Origin of the sequence: Lysinibacillus sp. YS11 (assembly GCF_002896375.1) — a bacterium.
GTDB classification, from domain to species: domain Bacteria; phylum Bacillota; class Bacilli; order Bacillales_A; family Planococcaceae; genus Lysinibacillus; species Lysinibacillus capsici.
Genome location: NZ_CP026007.1, coordinates 2713766 through 2740582, shown reverse-complemented (window position 1 = coordinate 2740582; position 26817 = coordinate 2713766). Strand labels below are relative to the sequence as shown.

At 39.5% G+C, this 26817-nt stretch carries 20 protein-coding genes; 18 read left to right on the top strand and 2 right to left on the bottom strand.

The window, feature by feature from the left end; translation table 11 throughout:
• Positions 1-211: 211 nt before the first annotated feature.
• The 17 genes from LBYS11_RS13605 to LBYS11_RS13525 all read left to right on the top strand — a co-directional run bounded on the left by LBYS11_RS13605 (position 212) and on the right by LBYS11_RS13525 (position 22859).
• Positions 212-1387 carry an amino acid deaminase/aldolase gene (locus tag LBYS11_RS13605; RefSeq protein ID WP_103118365.1) on the top strand — a complete coding sequence of 392 codons (1176 nt, stop codon included), beginning with the start codon at positions 212-214 and terminating at the stop codon, positions 1385-1387.
• Positions 1375-2697, top strand: a complete 1323-nt coding sequence (locus LBYS11_RS13600; protein ID WP_054550477.1) for a D-arabinono-1,4-lactone oxidase — start codon at positions 1375-1377, stop codon at positions 2695-2697. The genes LBYS11_RS13605 and LBYS11_RS13600 overlap by 13 nt, the downstream gene beginning before the upstream one ends.
• A 369-nt stretch (positions 2698-3066) precedes the next feature.
• On the top strand, positions 3067-4737 hold the full coding sequence (gene ilvD, locus LBYS11_RS13595; RefSeq protein WP_103118364.1) for a dihydroxy-acid dehydratase: 1671 nt from the start codon (positions 3067-3069) through the stop codon (positions 4735-4737).
• A 485-nt stretch (positions 4738-5222) separates the two neighbouring features.
• On the top strand, positions 5223-7016 hold the full coding sequence (ilvB, locus tag LBYS11_RS13590) for a biosynthetic-type acetolactate synthase large subunit (protein ID WP_103118363.1): 1794 nt from the start codon (positions 5223-5225) through the stop codon (positions 7014-7016).
• Complete coding sequence (gene ilvN / locus LBYS11_RS13585) at positions 6985-7500, top strand: acetolactate synthase small subunit (protein WP_016991907.1); 516 nt, start codon at positions 6985-6987, stop codon at positions 7498-7500. Before ilvB ends, ilvN begins: the two co-directional genes overlap by 32 nt.
• Before the next feature lie 86 nt (positions 7501-7586).
• Positions 7587-8621, top strand: a complete 1035-nt coding sequence (ilvC, locus tag LBYS11_RS13580) for a ketol-acid reductoisomerase (RefSeq protein WP_016991908.1) — start codon at positions 7587-7589, stop codon at positions 8619-8621.
• On the top strand, positions 8608-10143 hold the full coding sequence (locus LBYS11_RS13575) for a 2-isopropylmalate synthase (RefSeq protein ID WP_048392386.1): 1536 nt from the start codon (positions 8608-8610) through the stop codon (positions 10141-10143). The genes ilvC and LBYS11_RS13575 overlap by 14 nt, the downstream gene beginning before the upstream one ends.
• A gap of 184 nt (positions 10144-10327) precedes the next feature.
• Positions 10328-11428 (top strand): 3-isopropylmalate dehydrogenase, encoded by a 1101-nt coding sequence (leuB, locus tag LBYS11_RS13570; RefSeq protein ID WP_004231422.1) that lies wholly within the window; start codon positions 10328-10330, stop codon positions 11426-11428.
• A gap of 17 nt (positions 11429-11445) precedes the next feature.
• Positions 11446-12855 carry a 3-isopropylmalate dehydratase large subunit gene (leuC, locus tag LBYS11_RS13565; RefSeq protein WP_048392387.1) on the top strand — a complete coding sequence of 470 codons (1410 nt, stop codon included), beginning with the start codon at positions 11446-11448 and terminating at the stop codon, positions 12853-12855.
• A 33-nt stretch (positions 12856-12888) separates the two neighbouring features.
• On the top strand, positions 12889-13479 hold the full coding sequence (gene leuD / locus LBYS11_RS13560) for a 3-isopropylmalate dehydratase small subunit (protein ID WP_048392388.1): 591 nt from the start codon (positions 12889-12891) through the stop codon (positions 13477-13479).
• Between the two features lie 404 nt (positions 13480-13883).
• Entirely contained in the window at positions 13884-14768 is an 885-nt protein-coding gene (rbsK, locus tag LBYS11_RS13555) for a ribokinase (RefSeq protein ID WP_066037795.1), read from the top strand.
• Between the two features lie 256 nt (positions 14769-15024).
• Positions 15025-16875: a dynamin family protein gene (locus LBYS11_RS13550; RefSeq protein WP_103118362.1), complete on the top strand. Its 1851-nt coding sequence runs from the start codon at positions 15025-15027 to the stop codon at positions 16873-16875.
• A gap of 104 nt (positions 16876-16979) precedes the next feature.
• Positions 16980-18200: an RtcB family protein gene (locus LBYS11_RS13545; protein WP_054550473.1), complete on the top strand. Its 1221-nt coding sequence runs from the start codon at positions 16980-16982 to the stop codon at positions 18198-18200.
• Positions 18201-18272: 72 nt separating this feature from the next.
• Positions 18273-19274, top strand: a complete 1002-nt coding sequence (locus tag LBYS11_RS13540; protein WP_231595618.1) for a LacI family DNA-binding transcriptional regulator — start codon at positions 18273-18275, stop codon at positions 19272-19274.
• Positions 19275-19374: 100 nt separating this feature from the next.
• The gene (locus LBYS11_RS13535) at positions 19375-20796 is read left to right on the top strand and encodes an aldehyde dehydrogenase family protein (protein WP_103118361.1); all 1422 of its coding nucleotides are present in this window, start codon (positions 19375-19377) and stop codon (positions 20794-20796) included.
• A gap of 27 nt (positions 20797-20823) precedes the next feature.
• Entirely contained in the window at positions 20824-21669 is an 846-nt protein-coding gene (locus LBYS11_RS13530; RefSeq protein ID WP_048392394.1) for an AhlS family quorum-quenching N-acyl homoserine lactonase, read from the top strand.
• 17 nt (positions 21670-21686) lie between these two features.
• Positions 21687-22859, top strand: coding sequence for an iron-containing alcohol dehydrogenase (locus tag LBYS11_RS13525; protein ID WP_103118360.1), 1173 nt, complete (start codon positions 21687-21689; stop codon positions 22857-22859).
• Between the two features lie 119 nt (positions 22860-22978).
• Here the strand turns inward: LBYS11_RS13525 and LBYS11_RS13520 are convergent, their stop codons facing one another.
• Together LBYS11_RS13520 and LBYS11_RS13515 are read right to left on the bottom strand one after the other, a co-directional pair.
• Positions 22979-23488: a ferritin gene (locus tag LBYS11_RS13520; protein ID WP_048392396.1), complete on the bottom strand. Its 510-nt coding sequence runs from the start codon at positions 23486-23488 to the stop codon at positions 22979-22981.
• Between the two features lie 199 nt (positions 23489-23687).
• Positions 23688-24449, bottom strand: a complete 762-nt coding sequence (locus LBYS11_RS13515) for a TerC family protein (RefSeq protein ID WP_016994674.1) — start codon at positions 24447-24449, stop codon at positions 23688-23690.
• A 415-nt stretch (positions 24450-24864) separates the two neighbouring features.
• Between LBYS11_RS13515 and LBYS11_RS13510 the strand changes: the two genes are divergently transcribed.
• Positions 24865-26625: an ABC transporter ATP-binding protein gene (locus LBYS11_RS13510; RefSeq protein ID WP_054550469.1), complete on the top strand. Its 1761-nt coding sequence runs from the start codon at positions 24865-24867 to the stop codon at positions 26623-26625.
• Positions 26626-26817 lie beyond the last annotated feature (192 nt).

The following is a 26817-nucleotide window of genomic DNA, read 5'->3' as shown; positions in this document are numbered from 1 at the left end:
TTATTAGTAATGCTAAATCTTGCAGCTGATTTCTTATTCGCATCGTAACCAATTTAATAGAAAGGTGAATGAAATGTTTATCCCATATTAAAACAACCGTGTAGTCTTATTGTAAAACAGGCTCACGGTTGTTTTATTATGCTTAATTAACTGAAAAAAGGAATTATTCTGCTAAATGTCAAATACATAGTTTATACAAGGGAGTGATGAAATGACGTCAAGATTGGATCAAGCATTTTGTGATTTGGAAAGACCATTTGCATGGTTAGATTTAGATGCACTAGATAAAAATATACAAATGGTTCAAGATGCTTGTGGGGGAAAACAAATTCGTATTGCAACAAAATCGATTCGTTCTATTGAGGTCCTTCGTTATATACAAAAAAAACTTGTGAATGTTGTGGGGTTTATGACATTTACTGCAGCAGAGACCCTTTTTTTATTAGAGCAGCAGTTTGATGACTTATTGCTTGGCTATCCAGTAATGGAGGAAGCAACGATTCGTCGATTGTTGCATTTTGTAAAGGAGGGAAAAATCGTCACCTTTATGGTAGACAGACAAGAACATATCCAACTATTGGCGAAATTAGGACAAGAGATTGGCGTACGTGTACAGGTTTGTATTGATCTTAATGTTTCTAATGATTTTAAAGTATTGTATTTTGGAACAAAACGTTCGTCATTGTCTTCTCTTGAAACGTTGACACCTTTTTTACAAACCATTCAAAACACCCCTGTAATTGAAGTGGTAGGAGCGATGGGCTATGAGGCTCAAATAGCAGGGGTTGGCAATCGTCCTGCAAATGCTTTAAAAGGTAGAGTCATAGAAGCCATGCAAGTACAAGCCAAAAAGCAAGTAACGCAGTTTCGTCGATTAGCGATCGCCCATATCAAGGCTTATTTTCCAAATCTACGCTTTGTTAATGGTGGAGGATCAGGAAGTATGACGTACACCAATCAACAGAAGGAAGTAACGGAAATTACAGTTGGCTCGGCTTTTTATGCACCAGCATTGTTCGATCAATTTACACATTTACAGCTAGAAAAGGCTGCTGGATTTGCCTTACGTGTAACAAGAATGCCTGAAAAAAACATCGTTGTTTGTCATGGGGGAGGCTATACGGCTTCTGGAGCCATTGGAATGGATCGTTTGCCTGTATTCTATGACCCTACCACTTTTGCATATCTTAGCCTAGAAGGCGCAGGGGAAGTGCAAACACCTATTAAGGTCAAAGGGAAGAGTATCAATATTGGCGATACCATTTATTTTCGACATGCGAAGGCTGGAGAGCTTTGTGAGCGTTTTCAGGTCCTACATGTTATTCGCGGGGACAAGTATGCAGGACATTACACAACATATAGGGGGGATGGACAATGTTTTCTATAGAAAAATGGCGAAATGGTGAAAAGTGGACAAACTGGGCTGGTAATGTTATTTCCTATCCGAGTGAAATGTATTTACCACACTCTATTGATGAAGTTTCAGCAATTGTGAAGCATGCATGTCAATCAGGAAAGACAATCCGTGTCACAGGTGCTGCTCATTCTTTTAGCGCTGTGGCTATGCCTGAGCATATAGCAATTTCCTTACATAATCTGCGTGGATTAATCGCTGTGAATGAGGAAAGGCAGGAGGCAACATTATGGGCGGGGACCTACCTATATGAAATTGGACCAATGCTAGCGAAACACGGTTTTGCGTTAATCAATATGGGCGATATACAGGAGCAAACCATTGCAGGGGCAGTGTCAACTGGCACACATGGCACGGGGGTTACACTTGGTTCTCTATCGTCAGCTGTCCAGGCATGGGGATTTGTAGACGGTACTGGTACTTATCAGGAACATAGGAGAGGTATGGATGATTTATCTGAAGCGCTGCATGTATCTCTTGGGATGCTAGGTGTTCTGGTCAAAGTAACGATTAAGGTCATACCACTATATGGTTTGCATTATGTGGGGGCAAGAGAAACATTGACAAATGGTCTCTCGTTATTTGCGGAGGATATTCGTCAACATCGTCATGTGGAGTGGTTTTATTTCCCTGGTAGTGAAACAATTCAAGTAAAACGGATGAATGCGGTCGCGCCTGTTTATCAAAGTGAATGGAATAAAAAAATAGAAACGTTAAAGCTACAAATAGTAGAAAACGGGGCTTTCTTTGCGATGTCAGAGCTTTGTAAGTGGAAACCTGGTTTAAGTAGTGCCATGAGCAAGATAGCGGCTGCCAATGTGGTAGAAAGTGAAAAAGTAGGGATAAGCTATGAAATTTATCCCTCACCTCGTAGCGTGAAGTTTCAAGAGAGTGAATATGCCATCCCTTTATCACAGTTTGAAGCTTGTTTGGAGGAAATCCATGCAACCTTTAAAAAAGGGACTTTTAATGTTCATTTTCCTTTAGAGTGTCGAACAACTGCAGGCGAAGCAGGTTTTTTAAGTCCAACACAAGGGCGTGAGTCGGCTTTTATAGCCTTTCATATGTATAAGGGAATGGCAGAAGAGCCTTACTTTAAATGGGTGCATACATTGATGCAAAAATATGAAGGTCGTCCTCACTGGGGAAAACAACATCATTTAACAGCGCAAACGGTCTATGCGTTGTATCCAGAGATTGAAAAGTTTTTAAGCATTCGACACCAATACGATCCTGAACAAATATTTTTTACAGGATACTTAAAAAAGTTGTTTCTATTGTAAGCGTTATCTCTAGGATTGGATAACTTAGCTTATTCAAATATATGGGAATTTTTTATTTATCCATTTTTGTTTATTATTAAAAAATTAAAATTTGAACGAAATGTCAAAATTTTTATCAAAGCGAGATAAAACTGATGCTTAATCAGCATGTAAACGATTTCAATTTTGACAGATTTTTTGAATTGTTTAAACAATTCAAAAAATGGTGTTGACGAGACCTTTTTTTCGTACTATGATAACAACAATTTAACACGTTCGTTACAGCAGTAGTCGTCTAAGAGGCTATTACTCTATAAACAAAATTAAAAAGACAGAACATTTTGTCTATAGCAACGAACATAGTATGGATAGCAATGAGGGGCGTTTAAAATGAGAAGTGACATGATTAAAGTAGGCGTAGATCGAGCGCCACATCGAAGTCTTTTATATGCAACAGGCAAAGTAAAAGCAAAAGATCTAGGCAAACCATTTATTGGGGTTTGTAACTCTTATATCGACATAATACCAGGTCACGTTCATTTACGTACGTTCGCTGATGTAGTGAAAGAAGCTATTATTGAAGCGGGTGGTATTCCATTCGAATTTAATACTATTGGTGTCGATGATGGTATTGCAATGGGGCATATTGGTATGCGTTATTCCTTACCAAGTCGTGAAATTATAGCAGACTCTGCTGAAACAGTTATTAATGCACATTGGTTTGATGGCGTATTTTATATTCCAAACTGTGACAAAATTACACCAGGAATGCTTATGGCAGCAGTTCGTACGAATGTACCATCTATCTTTGTTTCAGGTGGTCCAATGGAGGCAGGCACTTCTGCAGCAGGGAAACAGCTTTCCTTAACATCTGTGTTTGAAGGTGTAGGAGCACACAAATCAGGAAAAATGTCTGCGGAAGAGCTGTTGGATATTGAGAATAATGCTTGTCCGACGTGTGGTTCATGCTCAGGCATGTTTACAGCAAATTCCATGAACTGCTTAATGGAAATGCTTGGTGTTGCTTTACCTGGAAATGGTACAATCGTTGCCACTTCTGAAGAGCGTCACAAGCTGATTAAAGAAGCAGCTAAGCAATTAATTCGCATGGTCAAGGAAGACGTTAAACCTCGCGATATTATTACAAAAGAGGCAATTGATGATGCTTTTGCTCTTGATATGGCAATGGGGGGCTCCACAAATACAGTTCTTCATACATTAGCAATTGCCAATGAAGCCGAAATAGATTACAACATTGAAGATATTAATAAAGTAGCGGAAAGAGTGCCTTATTTAGCAAAAATCATGCCTGCTTCAGATATTTCAATGGATGATATTAATAAAGCGGGTGGAGTAAGTGCCATTATTAATGAATTAACATCTATTCCAGGTGCTATTCATCCAGACCGTCCAACCGTAGCAGGCGTTACAATGGGTGAGCTTGTCAAAGATTATCACATCACGAATGATCAAGTCATTCGAACAAAAGACAATCCATATAGTGCTGTAGGTGGATTATCAGTTTTATTCGGTAACATCGCACCAGATGGCTCTGTTATTAAAGTTGGGGCCGTTGATCCTTCTATCAAAGTATTCAAGGGCGAGGCAATTGTCTTTGATTCACAAGAAGCAGCACAAGAAAACATTGATAATGGAACGGTGAAAGAGGGCCATGTAGTCGTCATTCGCTATGAAGGACCTAAGGGTGGCCCAGGGATGCCAGAAATGCTTGCACCAACATCTGCCATTCAAGGTCGAGGCCTTGGTACAAAGGTTGCATTAATTACAGATGGTCGTTTCTCAGGTGCATCTCGTGGTATTTCAATTGGCCATATTTCACCAGAAGCTGCTGAAGGCGGTCCAATCGCTTTAGTAGAAAACGGAGATATTATCGAAATTGATCTACCAAATCGTACGATTAATTTACAAGTTTCAGATGAAATTTTAGCTGAACGTCGTGCAAAATTACCAGTCTTTGAGCCAAAAATCAAACGTGGTTGGTTAGCAAGATATTCAAAATTAGTGACGAGCGCTTCCACTGGAGGCGTAATGAAAATTTAACAACTAGATAAATAAAAACGTTGATGAGGTTAAAGGTTCTAGAGCCTTGTATCTACCAGAGAGCCGGTCGTGCTGGAAGCCGGCGATACAACTAGATCCGACATCCCCTCGGAGTGGGCTATTAAACGTGTTTACACCATTAGATAGCTCCGGGCATAGTCGAAAGTGCTCGTTATTAATGAATAAATGTTTTATGGCACTATATTGGATGCGATGTCTTTCGCATTGGTGCATAAATGCTGTCATTTATTCGCGAGGTAGCAATTATTTGCTATAAAAAAGGGTGGTACCATGGAAAGTCTTTTTCATCCCTACGTAAGGTAGTTCTTTGCGTGTGGAGAAAAAGGCTTTTTATTATTTTCACGATGCAATTGAACAGCCTCTCAACGAAAAGGATGAGAGGAATAGTCAATCCAGCTATTGACACTTCACTAATCTACAACACTGATGTGTGAGTTTGAAAGAAATGAAGGAGGCATAATTTGATGAGTGCGAATGTTTCAATCAATGAACAAGAACAATTAGCTACAACAGCAACAGCTGAACAAACCTATCAAGCGAAGGACGGTGCAGATGTATTAGTGCAGGCATTGCACGATCAAGGGGTTGAAATTGTCTTTGGCTATCCAGGAGGAGCCGTATTACAAATTTATGATGCGATGTATAAAAACCCAATTCGCCATATTTTAACAAGACATGAACAGGGTGCTATTCATGCGGCCGAAGGCTATGCTCGTGTTTCAGGTAAAACGGGCGTTGTTATTGCCACAAGTGGACCTGGTGCAACAAACCTTGTAACAGGTATTGCGGATGCCATGATCGACTCTATTCCATTGGTTGTTTTTACAGGACAGGTTGCGACATCTGTGATCGGAACAGATGCTTTCCAAGAAGCCGATATTATGGGGATTACAACACCGATTACAAAGCACAACTATCAGGTGCAGGATGTCAATGATATTCCCCGCATTGTGAAGGAAGCTTTCCATATCGCTAGCACAGGTCGTAAGGGACCAGTTGTCGTGGATTTCCCAAAAAATGTTTCCCAAATGTTGTTTGATGTAGAGAATCCACCGCAAGCACCTGATGAAATTTATTTACCAGGCTATCAGCCAACATATAAACCAAATTATTTACAAGTCCAAAAGGCGATTCAAGCCATTTCATTGGCAAAAAACCCAATCATCTTAGCGGGTGCAGGTGTTCTTTTTGCGGATGCACGTGAGGAATTAACGACTTTCGCAGAAAAATATCGTATTCCAGTAACGAACACATTGCTAGGATTGGGCTCCATCCATGGTGAACATGACTTATTCCTTGGGATGGCAGGGATGCATGGTACAGCTACAGCAAATACAGCGATCACAAAATCGGATTTATTACTCAATATTGGGGCACGATTTGATGATCGTCTAACAGGTAATCTAGCTACATTTGCACCAAATGCAACGATTATCCATATCGATATTGATCCTGCTGAAATTGGCAAAAATGTACCGACAGATATTCCAATTGTTGCTGATGCCAAGGAGGCTTTAAAAGCACTATTGAAAAAGGATTTCCAAGGTCCTGATACAGCCGATTGGTTAGCTTATTTAAGGAATCATGCGATGGAATATCCGTTATGGTATTGCAAGGATACAAATACGCAAGAAATCCTACCACAAGAGGCATTGCAATTAGTGCACAAGGTAACTGAAGGTAATGCCATTGTGACGACAGATGTTGGGCAGCATCAAATGTGGGCAGCGCAATATTATCATTTAAATAATGATCATTCATGGGTAACGTCTGGTGGACTTGGTACGATGGGCTTCGGCTTCCCGGCCGCAATTGGCGCCCAATTTGCGAAGCCAGACAAAAAAGTTATTTCGATTGTAGGAGATGCAGGATTCCAAATGACGGCACAGGAGCTATCCATCCTACAGGAATTTAACTTACCAGTAAAAATAGTGATTTTGAATAATAGCTGTCTTGGCATGGTACGTCAATGGCAACAAACATTCTATGAAGAGCGCTATTCATCATCACTTATGCCGATCCAACCAGATTTTGTTAAGTTAGCTGATGCTTATAACATTAAAGGTTATCGTATTAACACAATCGATGAAGCAGAGTCTATTTTCCGTGAGGCACTGCTGTCTGATGAGCCAGTATTAATTGACTGTCGAGTGAAACAGCTTGAATGTGTTTACCCAATGGTAGCACCTGGCACAGGCTTACATGAAATGATTGGGGTGAAAAAAATTGAAGCGAGTAATTACCGTAACTGTGATTAACCAAAGTGGTGTATTAAACCGTTTGACAGGTTTATTGATGAAGCGTCAGTTCAATATTGAATCGATTACAGTAGGTCATACGGAGCAACCGAATTTTTCAAAGATGACCTTCGTAGTCAACATAGAGGACGAACGCAAAATTGAGCAACTAGTGAAACAGCTATCCAAGCAAATTGATGTGTTAAAGGTCAATGACATTACCGATAAATCGATTGTTCTGCGAGAGCTAGCACTAGTAAAGGTGATTTCCCCACCAAATTTACGTTTGGAAATGAATTCAATTGTTGAACCGTTCCGCGCCCAAATTATTGATACAGCCAAAAATGTTGTGACGTATCAAGTAGTAGGGCATCCAGAGAAGATTGATGCCTTTATCGAACTCATTCGACCATATGGCATTAAAGAACTTACACGTACAGGGGCAACTGCCTCCGTTCGTGAAACACAAAAAGTCTCAAACCCGCAGCTCTCTATTTTAAAATAGTTTGCATATAAAAATGAATAGCTTTATAGACAGAGCAAGTATCTAAAGCTATAAAAAACAAAACATATTCTAGGAGGAAATTAACAATGGCTACAATGTACTATGAGCAAAATATCAACGAGGACGTATTAAAAGGAAAGAAAATCGCAATTATCGGTTACGGTTCACAAGGTCATGCACATGCTTTAAACCTTAAAGAATCAGGTTTTGACGTGGTAGTAGGGGTTCGTCCAGGTGGATCCTTCGATGCGGCAAAAGCAGATGGTATTGACGTGAAAACAGTGGCTGAAGCAGCACAAGAAGCAGATGTTATCCAAATTCTACTACCAGATGAGCGCCAAAAAGCAGTTTATGAAGCGGAAATTGCGCCACATTTACAAGCTGGTAAAGCATTGATGTTTGCACACGGCTTCAATATCCATTTCGGTCAAATTACACCACCAGCAGACGTTGACGTATTTTTAGTAGCACCAAAAGGACCAGGACATCTAGTTCGTCGTCAATTCCAAGAAGGTGCTGGGGTACCCGGACTATTCGCTATTCACCAAGATGCTACAGGCCAAGCAAAAGATTTAGCACTTGCGTATGGTAAAGGAATCGGTGCTGCACGTGGTGGGCTTCTTGAAACAACATTCAAAGAAGAAACAGAGACAGATTTATTCGGTGAACAAGCGGTACTTTGTGGTGGTGCAACACAACTAGTAAGAGCAGGATTCGAAACATTAGTAGAAGCTGGTTATCAACCAGAATTAGCCTACTTTGAAACACTACATGAGCTTAAATTAATTGTTGACCTAATGTTTGAGGGCGGTATGGCAACAATGCGCTACTCAGTTTCAGATACAGCAGAGTGGGGAGATTATGTTGCAGGACCACGCATTATCGATGAGTCTGTAAAAGCTCGTATGAAAGACGTATTAACAGATATCCAAGATGGTACATTTGCTCGTCGTTGGATTCAAGAAAATGAAAATGGTCGTCCAGAATATACAAAATTCAAAGAAGCTGGTGCGAACCATCAAATCGAAGAAGTAGGCGCAAAACTACGTGCTATGATGCCATTCATCAACGAAGGTAAAGAAAAAGTTGTGAGAGAAGTGGCGACAAGTGCGAAAAATTGATATTTTCGATACTACGCTTCGCGATGGTGAACAATCTGCTGGGATCAACTTAAACACAGCCGAGAAGATTGAAATTGCCAAACAATTAGAGCGCCTTGGTGTGACAATTATAGAAGCAGGATTTCCTGCTTCGTCACCCGGTGACTTTGATGCAGTCCATCGCATTGCAGGTACAGTAAAAAATTCCATTGTGACGGGGCTAGCTCGCTGTATCCAAAAGGATATTGATGCTACATGGGAAGCGATAAAAGTAGCACAACAGCCACATATTCACATTTTTCTAGCCACATCACCTATTCATATGGAATACAAATTAAAAAAATCCCCTGAGCAAGTGGTGGAGCAAGCGGTAGAGGCTGTTAAATACGCTAAAAAGTACTTCCCACTTGTACAATGGTCTGCCGAGGATGCATTCCGCTCTGATCGTGAATTTTTAGTGCGAATTATGAACGAAGTGGTTGCTGCTGGTGCAACAACGATTAATGTTCCAGACACTGTAGGGTATGCATCCCCGCAAGAATATGGTGCATTATTTAAGTTCCTACTGGAAAATGTCAAAGGTGCTGACAAAGTGAAATTCTCTGCCCATTGTCATGATGATTTAGGGATGGCAACAGCTAACACGATTGCCGCAATAGAAAATGGTGCTGCACAAGTCGAAGGAACAATCAATGGTATCGGCGAACGCGCAGGTAATGTGGCACTCGAGGAAATTGCTGTAGCACTTCATATTCGCAAGGATATTTATCAGGTGCAAACGGGCATTCAGTTGCAAGAAATTAAACGTACGTCTCAATTAGTCAGTAAATTGACAAATGTTGTGATTCAGCCAAATAAAGCGATTGTAGGAAGAAATGCATTTGCACACGAATCGGGCATCCATCAAGACGGTGTCTTAAAAAATCCAGAAACCTATGAAATTATTTCACCTGCTTTAATCGGCGAAGGTGAGATTCCATTAGTTCTCGGGAAACATTCTGGTCGTGCAGCCTTCCGTGATCGTGCGGAAACAATGGGCTTCCATCTTTCTGATGAAAAGTTGAACAAAGCATTTGTGGAATTTAAAAAATTAGCTGATCGTAAAAAAGAAATTACAGAGGAAGATTTACTTACTCTTCTTACTGAGCAACAAGTTCAAGTAGAAGATGTACCACTCTTTGAGTTGAAAATGGTGCAGGTGCAATATGGTACTGAAAATATTCCTACAGCTACAGCCATTGTGCTTACACCTGAGGGACTAGAAAAAACCGTTGTAGCTACTGGCTCTGGTTCAGTAGAAGCGATTTTTAATACACTGGAGCAACTTGTACCTGGAGCTGTACATGTCATTGATTACCGTGTGACTTCGGTTGGCAAAGGACGAGATGCACTGGGTGAAGCGGTTATTAATATTCGCTATGATGAGGTTTCGACTACAGGCCGTAATTCCTCTCAAGATGTTTTAGAAGCATCGGCAAAAGCTTATTTAAATGCTATTAACCGTCATTTAATTCAAGCAAGCCTTCGCGCACATCCTGTATAGGTTTCTGAGGTAGTGAATTGTATGAAGTACCATTCACAAGTCGGATGCAATGATGTCATGGCGTATTGTATCAATTAACCAAAAATTACGCTTAGACGTAATGACTACGCTCACCTCGATAAAAGGTAGGTGAGCGTCTTTACTAAATTAGCGAATACGCTATACAAAGAAAGGTGTTTTGACGATGGAGAGAAAAATTACAGTACTTCCCGGTGATGGAATTGGGCCAGAGGTTGTTGCTTCTGCTGTACGTGTATTACAGGTGATTGGTAAACGATTTAATCATACATTTCATTTAGGATATGCAACAATTGGTGGTGCTGCGATCGACCAGCACAATAATCCATTACCGGATGAAACAATCGAGATGTGTGAAAATAGTGATGCGATTTTATTAGGAGCTGTAGGTGGTCCAAAGTGGGATCAAAACCCTCCTGAATTGCGCCCAGAGAAAGGGTTACTACGAATTCGGAAACACTTCGATTTATTTGCCAATCTACGTCCAGTAAAGGCGTTCCCGAGTTTACTAGATGCTTCACCATTAAAGCGTGAAGTGGCTGAGAACGTTGATTTAATGATTGTACGTGAACTAACAGGCGGCGTATACTTCGGGGAACCACGTATGCGTACTGAAAATGGCGCAATTGATACAACGGTTTACTCTAAAGCAGAGGTAGAGCGTATCGTTGAAAATGCCTTTGAACTAGCACGTTTACGTGGTGGCAAATTATGCTCTGTTGACAAGGCGAATGTGCTTGAAACAAGTCGCTTATGGCGTGAAGTTGTAGAAGCAAAGAAAAAAGAGTATCCAGATGTAATCGTAGAACATAACCTAGTAGACTCTGTCGCAATGAAACTTATTACAAATCCTGGACACTATGATGTAGTCGTTACTGAAAATATGTTTGGTGATATTTTAAGTGATGAAGCATCTGTTATTACTGGTTCTCTAGGTGTTTTACCATCCGCATCCATTCGTGGTGATAATTTTGGCTTATATGAACCAGTACATGGCTCCGCACCAGAAATTGCAGGGCAAGGTGTAGCAAATCCTGCTGCAACCATTTTATCCGTAGCGATGATGCTGCAATATTCATTTGGCTTAAAAGAAGAAGCAGCAGAAATTGAACGCGCGGTAAGTGCAGTATTTGATGATGGCTACTTTACAGCAGATCTTGCTCGTGACGGCAGTCGTATTTTATCAACTAATGAATGGACAGATAAGGTAATTAACGAAATTGATACTAGCTTTGTATCACAAAGTATTATGACAACATATATTTAAAGAAATAGGTGAAGACAATGGGTAAAAATATAATTGAAAAGATTTGGGATAAACATGTTGTTTATCAGGAAGAGGGCAAACCGGACCTGTTATATATTGATCTTCATTTAATTCATGAAGTAACATCTCCGCAAGCTTTTGAAGGGTTACGCATGAACGGACGTAAAGTGCGTCGTCCTGATTTAAGCTTTGCGACAATGGATCATAACGTACCAACAAAAAATTTACCAACTATCCATGATCCCATTGCGCGCAATCAAATCGAAACATTAGCTAAAAATGCTGAGGAATTTGGCGTTGAGTTAGCAGGCATGGGTCACCCTGACCAAGGGATTGTCCATGTGATTGGGCCAGAGCTTGGATTAACACAGCCTGGTAAAACCATTGTTTGTGGTGATTCTCATACATCGACTCACGGTGCCTTCGGGGCCATTGCATTTGGTATTGGAACATCAGAGGTGGAGCATGTATTATCGACGCAAACATTATGGCAAAATAAGCCGAAAACGATGGAGATTCGTGTTGAAGGGGAGCTACCAGTTGGGGTAGCGGCAAAGGATATTATTCTAGCCATCATTGCCAAGTTCGGAATAGGTGTTGGTACAGGACATATTGTGGAATTCACTGGAGAGGCTATCCACAAACTATCTATGGAAGAACGCATGACGATTTGTAATATGTCAATTGAGGCAGGCGCAAAAGCAGGGCTTATCTCACCTGACCAAACAACAGTCGATTATATTCGTGGACGCAAATATGCACCGCAGGGAGAAAAATTGGAAGAAGCAGCCGCTTACTGGTTAAGTCTTGCTTCAGACGAAGATGCAACGTACGATACGGTTCGTATTATAAAAGCTGAAGAAATTGAACCAATCATTACGTGGGGAACAAACCCATCGATGGGTACTGGTGTTTCTGGGCATGTTCCAACACAAGCAGATTATGAGGATGAATCAGACAAGGCGGCACTTCAAAAAGCACTTGCCTATATGGGCTTAGAGGAAGGCCAGCCATTAACATCCATTGACATCCAGCATGTCTTCATTGGCTCCTGTACAAACTCACGCATTAGTGATTTGCGTGCAGCTGCTGATGTCATCAAAGGGCGTAAGGTGCATGACAAGGTCACAGCCATCGTTGTCCCAGGCTCACATACAACGAAAAAACAAGCAGAGGCAGAAGGTTTAGATAAAATATTTATGGATGCAGGCTTTGAATGGCGAGAGTCTGGTTGCTCGATGTGTCTTGCGATGAATGATGACGTCGTACCAGCTGGAGAACGCTGTGCCTCTACCTCAAACCGCAACTTTGAAGGACGTCAGGGCGCTGGAGCTCGTACACATTTAGTGTCTCCACCAATGGCAGCAGCCGCTGCGATTGCAGGTCACTTCGTCGATGTACGTGAATTTGTGAAGGAAACAGTGTAAGTCTTGCTTTACTCGGGAAGGGATGATTGAAAAATGGAACCAATTAATATCGTAAATAGTGTCATCACACCACTTGATCGAAAAAATGTTGATACCGATCAAATTATTTCAAAAGAATTTCTAAAACGTATTGAGCGCACAGGTTTTGGACAGTTTTTATTTTACCATTGGCGTTTCGATGCACAAGGGAATGAAATAGCTGACTTTGTATTAAATAAACCTGAATTTAAAGAATCTAAAATTCTAGTGGCGCAAGATAATTTCGGCTGTGGCTCCTCTCGTGAACATGCACCATGGGCAATTTTAGATTACGGTTTTAACGTTGTGATTGCACCTTCTTTTGCAGATATTTTCCATAATAACTGCTTCAAAAACGGTATCTTACCGATTAAGCTAACAGAATCGGAATGTGATGCTATTTTAGCAAAAGGCTTAGCAAAGCCCTATAGTATGGAAGTAAATCTTGCAGAGCAAACCGTAACAGGGGAAGATGGTACAGTCTATCATTTTACAATTGACCCATACTATAAAGAAACGTTACTGAATGGCTGGGATGAAATCGCCTTAACCTTTAAATATGAGGACCACATTGCCGCATATGAGGCGAAGCGAGTAGCCTATTAATTGATATGACTGAAGACAAGTTTTATGTTGTCTTCAGTTTTTTTGTGTTTGTAGTGCATTTCCTATATGAAATTATTTATAATAAAGGAAACATCAAATGCGAAGGTGGCACTATGTTATCATTATAATAATATTTGTATATTAAAGGACAAATCCAGCCAGTTTTTGAAAGCGTCATCTCAAGCATTGCTTCGCATAACAGGAAGATAGCCTGAGTGACTAGATCGTTTTCATTTAACGAGTAAAAGAAGCTCGTATCGATTTACAGTAAGTGAAAGAATTTAGGGCATCCCTAAAACAGTCGATAGGTTTTTAGTTTATACGAATTTTTATATTGTTAAGCTACTGAAATGATACTACTCATTTCAGTTGTTTTTTGTTCAAAAGATGAAAGGTGGAATTCCATGATTACAGTTATAGGAAGTTTAAATATGGATTTAGTTGTACAAATGAATGCTTTTCCAAAGCAAGGGGAAACCATTCTAGGTAACTCGTTTCAAACAGTTCCAGGAGGAAAAGGGGCTAATCAAGCAGTTGCCGCAGCTCGTCTTGGCAGTGAGGTGGCGATGGTTGGCTGTTTAGGGAATGATCATTTTGGTGAGACATTACATGCTGCTTTACAGCAAGAGCAGATTCAGACAAACGCCATTGTAAAAAGCACCACTGCTCCTACAGGAATTGCTAATATACTTATTTACAATAACGATAATCGAATTGTTGTCGTACCTGGAGCTAATTATGACCTAAGCATATCCCATCTTGAAGCTTCAAAAGAGTTGATACAAAAAAGTCACTTGGTAATTATACAGCTTGAAATCCCTAAAGAGACGACAGCCCATGCCATTCATTTATGTAAAGAAGCGGGTGTTCCGATACTGTTAAACCCTGCTCCAGCAGCCAATTTTGATGTGCAGTGGATGGACGATATTACCTATTTAACACCTAACGAGACAGAATGTGCTGAAATTTTTAACGAGCCAGTGGAACAAGTTTTAGAAAAATATCCTAATAAATTAATCGTGACGCTAGGAAGTGATGGTGCACGTTATTTCGATGGCTCCTATCCAATTCATGTTCCAGGTTATATGACAACAGTCGTGGATACAACGGGCGCAGGTGATACCTTTAATGGTGCTTTAGCCTATGCTTTAGTAGAAGGGCAATCGTTGGATGAGGCTGTATATTTTGCTAATATCGCTGCTTCCTTATCTGTAGAGAAACTAGGTGCCCAAGGTGGAATGCCATTACTTGGAGCTGTTTATGCACGTATGGCTGGTTTGGAGGGATAGGACAAAGGTCAGCTATTCAGCAACCTTGGAGAGAAATCTCCAAGCCTAATACTTCTAAACTCATAGCTGGGACTATTCCCTTTAGTCTGTGTAGCAATCATATATGAAGCAGACAGGAAATAGGTGTAAGGATGAATTCCTATTTGTCGTATAAACGTATAAGTATATTGTCCTCTTTTCATCAATCCATGTATTAGAAAAGCCATAGTTTCATTTATAATGGTCTTATAGATACATACGAAAAGAGGTTTTGAGGATGACGAACATTGACAATACGCCAATCGAAAATACAACCTCAGCGAATAATATTTTGCCGCAATTTGTTGACCAACTACGACACTTGTATGGCATCATCGTCCAAAATACATATGTGAAAGATACAGCAAAACATTTAAATCGAATCATTCAAGATGCCAATAACCAGACGATGATTTTAATAGTTGGAAAAGAGCGGGTGGGCAAAACAACACTTGTGAATGGACTTCTAGGACGCGAAATATTATCGGTAGATGATCAGCATCCAACAAGTGTAAATACGTTTATACGCTACGGCGAGCAAGAAGAGATTAAAGCTTATTTTTTAGATGGTGTTGTCGCTGTATTTGATCTCAGTAAATTAGAGCTACTAACAACTGGCGATACGTTTGCTTCCCAGATTTTACGTGAACACTTAGATTACCTAGAAGTCTATTTGAAAAATGATTTATTAAAATCCGTGACAATAATTGATTCTGTGTCATTAGAAGCAGGCGGAGGAGAAATGGCTTATTTTTCAGAGGCGCTTATGAACCGTGTTGATGAAATTTTCTGGGTGTTACGCGCTGGTTCAATGGCAATGGATGCTGAACTTCTCTTGATTGAAACGTTAAAGAATAAAGGTGTTGAACCTTTATGTGTCATCAACGGCATCGATGATGAGGAACATGCCACAGCATTTATGGACTCTGAACAACAACGTATTGGTCATTTGATGAGTGATTTTATAGGGATTTCAGCAATTAATGCACTAGTAGCCAAACAAACAGACAGTCATGAGCTTTGGCAAAAAAGTCAGTATGATCAATTAATTGCTCACATTCATCGTGTGGCTGAAAATAGTGATAAAAAAACATATGCCATCCTAATTCGCTTCTTACAATGGCTTGAACGATTCCGCTTCGAATTAACTGTAATTCCACAACGAGATCCATTTCAATCTGCTGTAGAGAATATTGAAAAATATGCAGGCGATACCCAATATGAATATTCTCGCTATCAACGTGACTTAGCAATTGTCAAAGAATATGAGCAAGAATATGAACAGGTAGCGAACACGTTTAAACAGGTTCAAACACTGTATCAGCTATTACAAACGATAGCACAACATGATTATTTACACGATTCCAAGGTGGAAGAATTTACCGAAATTGCTGTGCACTATCAACAAATGTTGCGTGAATACCGCAACATGCACAGTGAGTATTTACGCGAATATGAGCGTTTAGATGCACAACATAAAAAAATTCATGGTAAAGGTCTTATGAAAGCTTTCTTTGGCCAACATACGCAAAATGAATTTTTCAAAGAGCGTGTTCAAAAACTAAATGAGCAGCAAGAGGTTTGTGTCGCCCAATATGCCAAGGTACAACAAGCAGAGGTTTCAATGCTACAGGCGATTCGAGATACCCAACCTTTTTTGATTGATTTAGTGAAAGTACGCATGAGCCGTATCGAACAAAAAGTACAGAAACTAAATCAACAGCGTGCAAAAGATAAGCGTCAGTTAAAGCGCTATGCTGAAAAATTAAATGAATTTTCTTGCTTAATCGAAGCACAGGGTTATATAAAAGAGCATCTTCAACCATTTTTAATGAATGAGCAAATGCCGTTGAAATCGAAGGATATTGCCATGCTTGAGGAAACTGTGCAGGCTATTTTAGCCATTGATTTATCAAACAATGGCTTACTCGCAAGAAGTCAAATGAATAATAAAATGGAAAGTATTGCAATACCTTTTGAGGTGCGAGAAAAATATCCCCTGCAAATGCTTGACTTAAGGGAAGAAGATGTAAAATCAAATGATATACCCGAAATACCTAAAAAATTAGTTGTACAATATGAAGATTAGGTTTTCACCAAACGTTCTAAAAGTAGCATGCTTTTAGAACGTTTTCTTTATGATATGAAACAAATCATTCCAGTTTTACGTATAAGTAGTAAGGAGGGATACACTTGATTGAAATAAATGGACGCTTCACGAATGCAAAAATCTTTGCGCAAACAGCATTACAAACAGCTGTGGATCAGATTCAAGAATTAACAGACCAGGCTTTTATGGCAGGCACTAAAGTACGTATTATGCCAGATTATCATGCGGGTAAAGGATGTGTCATTGGCACGACCATCCAATTGCAAGACCGTGTTGTACCCAATCTTGTCGGCATTGATGTGGGGTGTGGTGTATTTGTAGCACAACTTGACGTAACAACAGTTGATTTTGCTCAACTCGATGCCATCATTCGCACATATGTACCAAGTGGGCAGGATATTCATAAAGAAGTATCGCCAAGCCGACATTTTGTAGAGTTTGAAGGTAAACAATTTCGAGCAAGTGGCTTGAAAGACGACTATACGAACTTGTCATTAGGTACACTTGGGGGAGGCAACCATTTTATTGAACTTGCCAAAGATGAAGATGATCAGCACTATTTGCTCATCCATACGGGGTCACGCTATGTAGGGGCAAAGGTTGCTAATTGGCATCAAAAAAGAGCTTATGAAAATTTACGTCGAGAAGATTTGACAGAAAAAATAGAGGCAATGAAACAGCAAGGACGACAACAAGAGATTCAATCCATGATACAAGCCTATAAAGAACAAACACCGTTCGTTCCGAAAGACTTGTCATATTTAGAGGGGGAAGCTTTCCATGATTATATCCATGATATGAAGATTGCACAGCAATTTGCACGGATGAATCGTTGGACCATTGCAGAAACCATTGCTAAACAGATGGATTGGCATTTTACAGATACGTTTGATACGATTCATAACTATATCGATACAGAAACGATGACGCTTCGCAAAGGGGCTGTTCGTGCAAATAAAGATGAAAAGCTAGTTATTCCAATGAATATGCGGGATGGATCTCTGATTTGTATAGGGAAAGGCAATGCGGAATGGAATTATTCAGCCCCCCATGGAGCAGGACGCATGTTTTCACGACGCGCAGCGAAAAAAGCTTTGAATATGGCCGATTTTAAAGATACGATGCAGGGGATTTGGACAACATCAGTCAATGAAGAAACATTGGATGAGGCACCAATGGCCTATAAGCCGATGACAGAAATTACTTCTGCGATTAGGGAAACTGTAGATATTGTCAAAGTTATTAAACCTGTTTATAACTTTAAAGCGAGTGAAGCTGCAAAGCCATATGAGCGAAAGCGTTAAGGTAGAGAAGGAATCATCACTATAATCATTATTCTATAGATGATATAATATAGCTTCACAATGATGAAATGGGTGGTTTTTTTGGTATCTTCAAAAGATGTGGCGAAGCATGCTGGTGTCTCACAAACAACTGTATCTAGAGTATTGAATACACCAGAGCTTGTAAAGCCAAAAACAATTGAAAAAGTAATGCAGGCGATAGAGGAACTAAACTATGTGCCAAATGATATAGCAAGATCGCTTGTTCAGAAAAAAACAGGTATTATTACATTGATTTCGGGGCCCTTACACAACCCTTTTTTTGTTGATACAACTACAGCCATCGTGAATTATGTTAATGCACGTGGCTATAAAGTTAATGTCTATTTTGGCACAGAGGATAATCTTAATTCAATCTACAATGCCGTTTTAGAAACGAAAGCAGACGCAATTATATTGTCTTCTATGTTGTATCAAGATGATTTATTTTATAAACTAGAAAAACTAGCTATTCCATTTATTATGTTTAACCGTAAGCATAAAGAGAATAGACATTTTGTAGAAATTGATAATGTTCAAGCAGGTTACCTTGCGACCAAGCATGTCCTATCATTAGGGCATGACTCTTTATGTTGGATAGGGGGTCCACATCAAATGAGTACCTTCTATGGACGCTATCTGGGATTTGAACAAGCTTTACAGGATTATGGGCTAGATGCAAAATTAGTGCCTACTTTTTTAACGAACACCAATAAAATGGATATTGAACGTGCGTTTGCAGAGCTTTTACAACTCGAAAAAAGACCAACAGCTATTTGTGCTGCTACGGATGCCATTGCCATTGAAATATTGAATCTTTGTTTAGAGAGAGGTTTTCAGGTTCCGAGAGATTTTAATATCATTGGTATTGATAATGTAGAGCTTAGTAAACATCACTCTATTGCCTTAACAACTGTAGGTTTAACATCAGAAGAGAACTTAGGTTTTATTGCTATCGAAAAATTATTTGAGGTAATGGAGAAAAAAAGTACTTGCATTAGACAAACAGAGTCTGTTAAGATTTTCCCAAGAAATACAACGTGTAAAATAAACTGATAGACCATCAGTTTATTTTTTACACCAAAATGGTTACGTATTCATTTCTTTATTTTCTGAAATGAATACGTAACCATAAAAAGAAAGGAGTGAATTACGATTGAAAAAGGGCTTATGGATTAAAGGAGAATGGAAGATGACTGCTGAATGGATGGAGATCCAATCTCCCTATTCACAAGAGGTATTGGCACACTTTGCGATGGCCACTGAAAAAGATGTACAGGAGGCCATTGAAAGTGCGCATGCTGCAGCTCCTCAAATGGCTGCATTAACTGCTTTTCAACGAGCAGAGATTTTAGAGCAGTTATCCACCCTTTTTGCAGAAAATAGAGATGAAGCAGCAAGTATCATTGCAATGGAATCAGCCAAACCGTTAAAGTATGCTTACGCTGAAATTGATCGCACAGTTGAAACCTATAAATTTGCGGCAGAAGAAGCAAAGCGACTTACTGGTGAAATGGTTCCAATGGATGCATCAAAAAATGGAGAGGGGCGCTTTGCTTATACATTAAGAGAGCCAATCGGTGTTGTGGCAGCGATTACACCATTTAACTTTCCGCAAAATCTAGTAGCACACAAAGTTGGGCCAGCATTAGCTGCAGGCAATACGATTGTATTGAAACCTGCCACACAAACAGCGCTATCCGCCCATTTTTTGGCAAAATTATTGGCGCAAACAAATTTACCAGCAGGTGCCTTTAATCTTGTAACTGGACAAGGTAAATTAGTAGGCGATGCATTTTTAGCACATCCAAATGTTAAGATGATAACGTTTACAGGAAGTCCAGCGGTAGGGATTTCTCTACGCAATCGTGCAGGCTTGAAGAAAGTAACCTTAGAATTAGGTTCCAATGCAGGCGTAATTATCGATGAAGGGGTACAGCTAGAGCGTATTATGGATCGCATTGTGATGGGGGCCTTTTCCAACCAAGGTCAAGTCTGTATTTCTTTACAACGTATCTATGTCATGGAAAGTATGGTGGAGGAATTTTTAATTCGGCTGAAGGAAAAAATAGAGCAGCTTACAATTGGTGATCCAATGGATAATCAAACAGATCTTGCTATGATGATTTCACAAGCTGAACAACAGCGTGCTTATCAATGGATTAAAGAGGCAGTAGCTGAAGGGGCACAAGTAATTACAGGTGGTCACATTGACAATCATATTTTATTGCCCACTGTTTTATATAATGTTCAGCCACAGAGTCGTGTATCCTGTGAAGAAATTTTTGCACCTGTTGTTATCGTTAATACGGTATCCACCATTGATGAAGGGATAGCGGCTATCAATAATTCTCACTATGGCCTACAGGCAGGCATCTTCACTCCTTCTATTCAGACAGCTTTTCAGGCTACAAAAGCATTGCACGTTGGTGGAGTCATCATTAATGATGTACCTACTTATCGAGTAGATCACATGCCATATGGTGGTGTAAAGGAAAGCGGCACAGGCCGTGAAGGCATTAAATATGCGTTAGAAGAAATGACGGAAATGAAGCTAGTAATTTGGAATAACCAATAACTAATAATCACGAATGGAGATGGGAAAATGAAAATGATTAAACAACATCCAAAATTGTATGTGATGGACAATGGTACGATGCGAATGGATAAAAATTATATGATTGCGATGCACAATCCCGCAACCATCGATCATCCAAACCAGCCAAATGAATTTGTTGAATTCCCTGTTTATACAGTATTGATTGATCATCCAGAAGGCAAAATTCTATTTGATACTGCATGCAATCCAAACTCGATGGGTCCAGAAGGGCGATGGGGTGAATTTACGCAAAAAGCATTTCCTATTAATATGCCAGAAGAATGCTATTTACATCATCGTCTAGAAGAATTAAATGTTCGTCCAGAGGATATCAAATATGTTGTTGCTTCCCATTTGCATCTCGACCATGCAGGGTGCTTAGAACTCTTTACAAATGCCACAATTATTGTACAGGAAGATGAGTTTAATGGCACATTACAAACATATGCTAGAAACGTGAAAGACGGTGCCTATGTTTGGGGTGACATTGATATGTGGATTAAAAACAATCTACAATGGCGCTTAATCAAACGTGGCGAGGATCATGTAAAACTAGCTGAAGGGATACAAGTATTAAATTTTGGTAGTGGTCATGCTTGGGGAATGCTAGGTTTGCATATTCAAATGCCTGACACAGGTGGCATTATTTTAGCCTCAGATGCCATTTATACGGCAGAAAGCTTTGGGCCTCCTGTCAAGCCACCAGGCATTATCTACGATTCTGTAGGCTATAATTCAACAGTGGAACGGATTCGAAGACTAGCAAATGAAACAAATTCACAGGTATGGTTTGGCCATGATCCTATTCAATTTAAATCATTTAGAAAATCAACGGAAGGCTATTATGAATAGATAGGAGTAGAGAAGCCATGCATAAATTAACCTTTACGCCTGCTAGCTATACTGGCTGGGGCTGTTTGAGTCAGCTTCTGCTAGAGGTAAAGAAGTTTAACGCTCACAATATTTTGATCGTGACAGATCCATTATTAAAAGAAATAGGTCTAACGGACAATGTTGAAAAGCCTTTGATTGAGAAAGGCTATACAACGACCATTTATACGGATATTTCACCAGAGCCTCCGCTTGCAATTGGCGAAAAACTGGTTGATTTTACGAGAAAGCATCCATTTGATTTGGTGATTGGTGTAGGTGGGGGCAGTGCACTGGATTTAGCGAAGCTTGCCGCCGTATTAGCAAAACATGATGGAAAAGTTGCAGATTATTTAAACCTAACAGGAACGAAAACATTGGATAATAAGGGGTTACCTAAAATTTTAATTCCTACCACTTCTGGGACAGGCTCAGAGGTTACAAATATTTCTGTGCTATCACTGGATACGACCAAGGATGTTGTGACACATGATTATTTATTAGCGGATGTAGCGATTGTAGATCCTGCCTTAACGATTTCCTTACCATCGAAGGTAACGGCTGCGACTGGGGTAGACGCGTTAACTCATGCGATAGAAGCCTATGTATCAGTAAATGCGAATGCAGTAACAGATGCACTTGCACTACAAGCTATCCGTTTAATTAGCCAGTCAATACGAACAGCTGTCCATAATGGGCAAGACAAGCAAGCGCGCACAGATATGAGTTATGGCAGCTATTTAGCAGGGTTAGCCTTTTTCAATGCCGGTGTAGCAGGCGTCCATGCTTTAGCCTATCCCCTGGGAGGTCAGTTCCATATAGCTCATGGTGATTCCAATGCAGTACTATTACCATATGTCATGGGGTATATTCGTCAAAGCTGTGAAAAACGAATGAAAGATATTTTAGATGCCATGGGGATATCATCTTCCTATTTATCGCAAGAAGAGGCTTCCTATAAATGTGTTGACGCCTTACAACAACTCGTTCAAGATGTGAAAATTCCCTCAACATTACAAGGATTCAATATCCCTGCATCAGCACTTGAACAGCTAACAGAGGATGCTACAAAACAAACGCGTATTTTAGCGCGAAGTCCAATGCCATTAAAGCGTGAAGATATCTATCAAATCTATCAAGCTGCCTTTGATGGAGTGGTAAGGGAACCATAAAGAACCTGAGAAACGTTGATTTTTCAACGTTTCTCTTTTATTGCATCTTTTGAAAATCCCACAAGCAAGATAGATACCTAAAAAAATCTGCCTTAATGGCAGATTTTTTATAAGAAATATTATGCTTCTGTATCTGGTGTAAATGTACGTGTAGCCAATTCTGCATCTAGCATAAAGATTGCGTTTGAGTCAGTTTCGATACGCTCGATTTTACGAATTAATGTATCAAATGTAGATTCTTCTTCTACTTGCTCGTCGATAAACCATTTTAAGAAGGCCATTGTCGCATGCTCACGTTCATCTAAAGCAATGTCTGATAAATTGTAAATACGGCGTGTTACTTCTTTTTCGTGTGATAGAGCCGTTTTAAAGGCATCTAAAATGGATTCGAAATGATTGCCTGGGCTTTCAAAACCTTGAATTGTTGCGCGGTAGCCCATATCACTTAAGAAATTATAAAATTTCATGGCATGGAAGCGTTCTTCTTCTGCTTGTACTAAAAAGAAGTTAGCGAAGCCATCATAATCTTGATCTGTGCAATAGGCTGCCATTGCCATATAGGCATGCGCAGAGTAGAATTCAAAATTCATTTGTTCATTAAGAGCTGTGTGTAGTTTTTCAGATAACATAAAAGTTTTCCTCCTTTTGCAGTAAATGACTTCTTTACTAGTATACAGCGTAGAGGCAGTAACATACAAAAAATTTAATTTTTAAAGCAATTCATGCAAAAAATAATTGATATTCGTTCTCAATTAGAAAATAACTTCTTTTATATTTTTAAGAAAATAAAAAAATCGCCCCGATCGTAATCGAAGCGATTTTTCATTATTATTGTTCTTGTTTCTTTTGATTTTTGACACCGATTAGGTAGCCACCTAATGCGATAGCAATTAAGACAATCCAGAAAATAGCTTTCCAAAGAGTGGAGTGGGGGAATTCGTGTGGAATCACACCCAATTTTTCATGTGCTAATGTTAATACAGCTAATTTTACACCAACCCAGCCGACAATTAGGAAAGCAGCTGTTTCAAGTGATGGGAATTTGTCGAGAACCTTTACAAACCAACGAGCTGCGAAACGCATCATGATGACACCAATAATACCACCTAAGAACATTACTGCGAACTGACCTGCGTTAATACCGCCAATATCAAAATCACCGATATGTGGAAGTGTGACAGCAATGGCAACCGCCGCAAGAATAGAATCCACAGCAAATGCGATATCAGCAAGTTCTACTTTTACAACCGTCATCCAGAAGCCAGATTGTTTTTTCGGCTCTTGAATTTCTTCGGAGTTTTGAGATGCTTTCCGCGAATCATAAATATGCTTAATAGACATAAACAGTAGATAAGCGGCACCTATTGCTTGAATCTGCCAGAAATTAACGAGCGTTGTAATAAGGAATAATGCGGCAAAACGGAAAACAAATGCCCCCACCAAACCATACAATAAAGCTTTTTGTTGTTGTGCCTTTGGTAAATGCTTAACCATAACAGCCATTACGACGGCGTTGTCTGCTGCTAACAAACCTTCTAGTACAATTAATACGACAAGTACCCATGCGTATTCTAAAAATATTGCCTCCAAATTTATTGCCTCCTTTAATTGTTGAACAGAAATGAATGGCTTGCTAACTTATTCTTTCCCTATTTTAAGCAAAAGAAAAAGACCCCTGCCTAAAAAATAGGCAAAGGTCTTGCTAAGCAATTAACTGTTCGTTGCACAGAAAGTGTTCTGTGTGACAAGAAATGCCATCACACCCGATGGTAATATACCATGTAATGACGAATGTGAATCAGATGCTTCGATCGCATCTGCTAGCTACTCCCCTTTGACAATAAAGTCAAAAGCTATTCAATTCTTACTAACATAGTAACATGCAACATTTTAAAAGTAAATAAAAATATACTGCTATGGAGAAAAAATACTTTTCCGTTACGTTTGCACAAATGGTACTATTAAAAGATAGGCAAAATTTTTACAACTTAGAGAGGAGACAAACATGTATAGAAAATTTTTTTCCTACTACAAGCCACATAAACGATTGTTTGTCATCGATTTTTCGAGTGCCATTATTGTAGCAATCTTAGAGCTTGCGTTTCCATTGGCTGTTCAATGGTTTATCGATGAGTTATTGCCAACAGGGGATTGGGGCATGATCGTGAAAATAAGTGTCCTATTACTGCTTGTTTATGCCATTAGTACATTATTGAACTTTATCGTTAACTATTTAGGGCATAAACTAGGCATAAATATCGAAACGGATATGCGTCAGGAATTATTTACGCATGTACAAAGGCAATCTTTCCGATTCTTTGATAATACGAAAACAGGTCATATTATGAGTCGTATTACCAATGATTTGTTTGATATAGGCGAGTTTGCCCATCATGGACCAGAGGATCTCTTCATTGCAATCATGACCTTTGTTGGGGCCTTTGCCATTATGTTTAATGTCAATCCAACACTCGCTTTGATTGCAGCGATTATGGTGCCATTTTTAACATGGCTTGTGACATTTAGTAATATAAAAATGAACAATGCTTGGAAAACGATGTATGGCAAAATTGCTGATGTGAACGGACGTGTAGAGGATAGTGTATCTGGTGTCCGTGTTGTGAAATCCTTTACAAATGAAGATTTTGAAATTAAACGCTTTAAGGAGCAAAATGGATTTTTCCGTACGGCTAAATTATATGCCTATAAAATTATGGCAGGGACACACTCCAGTATTTACATGATGACGCGCCTCCTTACATTAATGGTGTTAGTGGTCGGCGCTTGGCTAAGCTTTAATGGGAAATTATCTTATGGGGAGCTAGTGAGCTTTGTTTTATATACGAATGTCCTGATTAAACCAATTGATAAAATTAGTGCTTTATTAGAGCTTTATCCGAAAGGAATGGCTGGCTTTAAGCGCTTCCGTGAATTAATTGAACAGGAGCCAGAAATTCAAGATCGTGAGGATGCAAAGGTTATAAAACATTTAGATGGAAATATTGCCTTCAATCACGTTCATTTTAATTATGATGCATCCAAACAGGTTTTACATGATATATCATTTGATGTAAAAGCTGGCCAAACTATTGCCTTTGTAGGGCCTTCGGGTGCTGGTAAAACTACAATCTGCTCATTGATTCCTCGATTTTATGAGGTGACAAAAGGCGCTATTACGATTGATGGTATCGATATACGTAATATGACACAAGCGTCATTACGTGCTCAAATTGGTATCGTACAGCAGGACGTCTTTTTATTTACAGGTACGATTCGTGAAAACATTGCCTATGGAAAATTAGATGCAAGTGAAGCGGAAATTCGAGAGGCAGCGAAAAAAGCACATCTAGAGGCATTTATTGCAGAGCTGCCCGATGGCTATGATACACAAATAGGTGAACGTGGCTTAAAATTATCAGGAGGACAAAAGCAACGACTAGCGATTGCTCGTATGTTCCTAAAGAACCCGCCTATCTTAATTTTAGACGAGGCAACCTCTGCCTTAGATACAGAAACAGAAATGATTATTCAGCAATCGTTAACAGAGCTTGCTGAAAATCGTACAACACTAGTTATTGCCCATCGACTGGCAACTATTCGCAATGCTGATCGTGTATTAGTTGTGACACCGAAGGGCATTGAAGAGGATGGTACCTATGATGAGCTAGTGGCTCAAAATGGGATTTTTGCAAAGCTTCATCATATTCAATTTCGCAAGGGACAAACAGAACAAAGCGTTCAGAAAGAGTTTGTGGAATTGACGTAAATGAAGGAGGGGGAGATTGTTTTTTTAAAACAATTTCCCTTTTTTGGTTGCTTCCCTAAGTTACTTGTACAACTGCTCATGTGGTAGCCAAAGGACACTGACATGCATAGTGAAGGTTTATTTGGAAAGAGGGAATCGATTGAAGGTAATGCCATCGAATATGCATAGGGTAACAGGTCAAATCTTTAATAT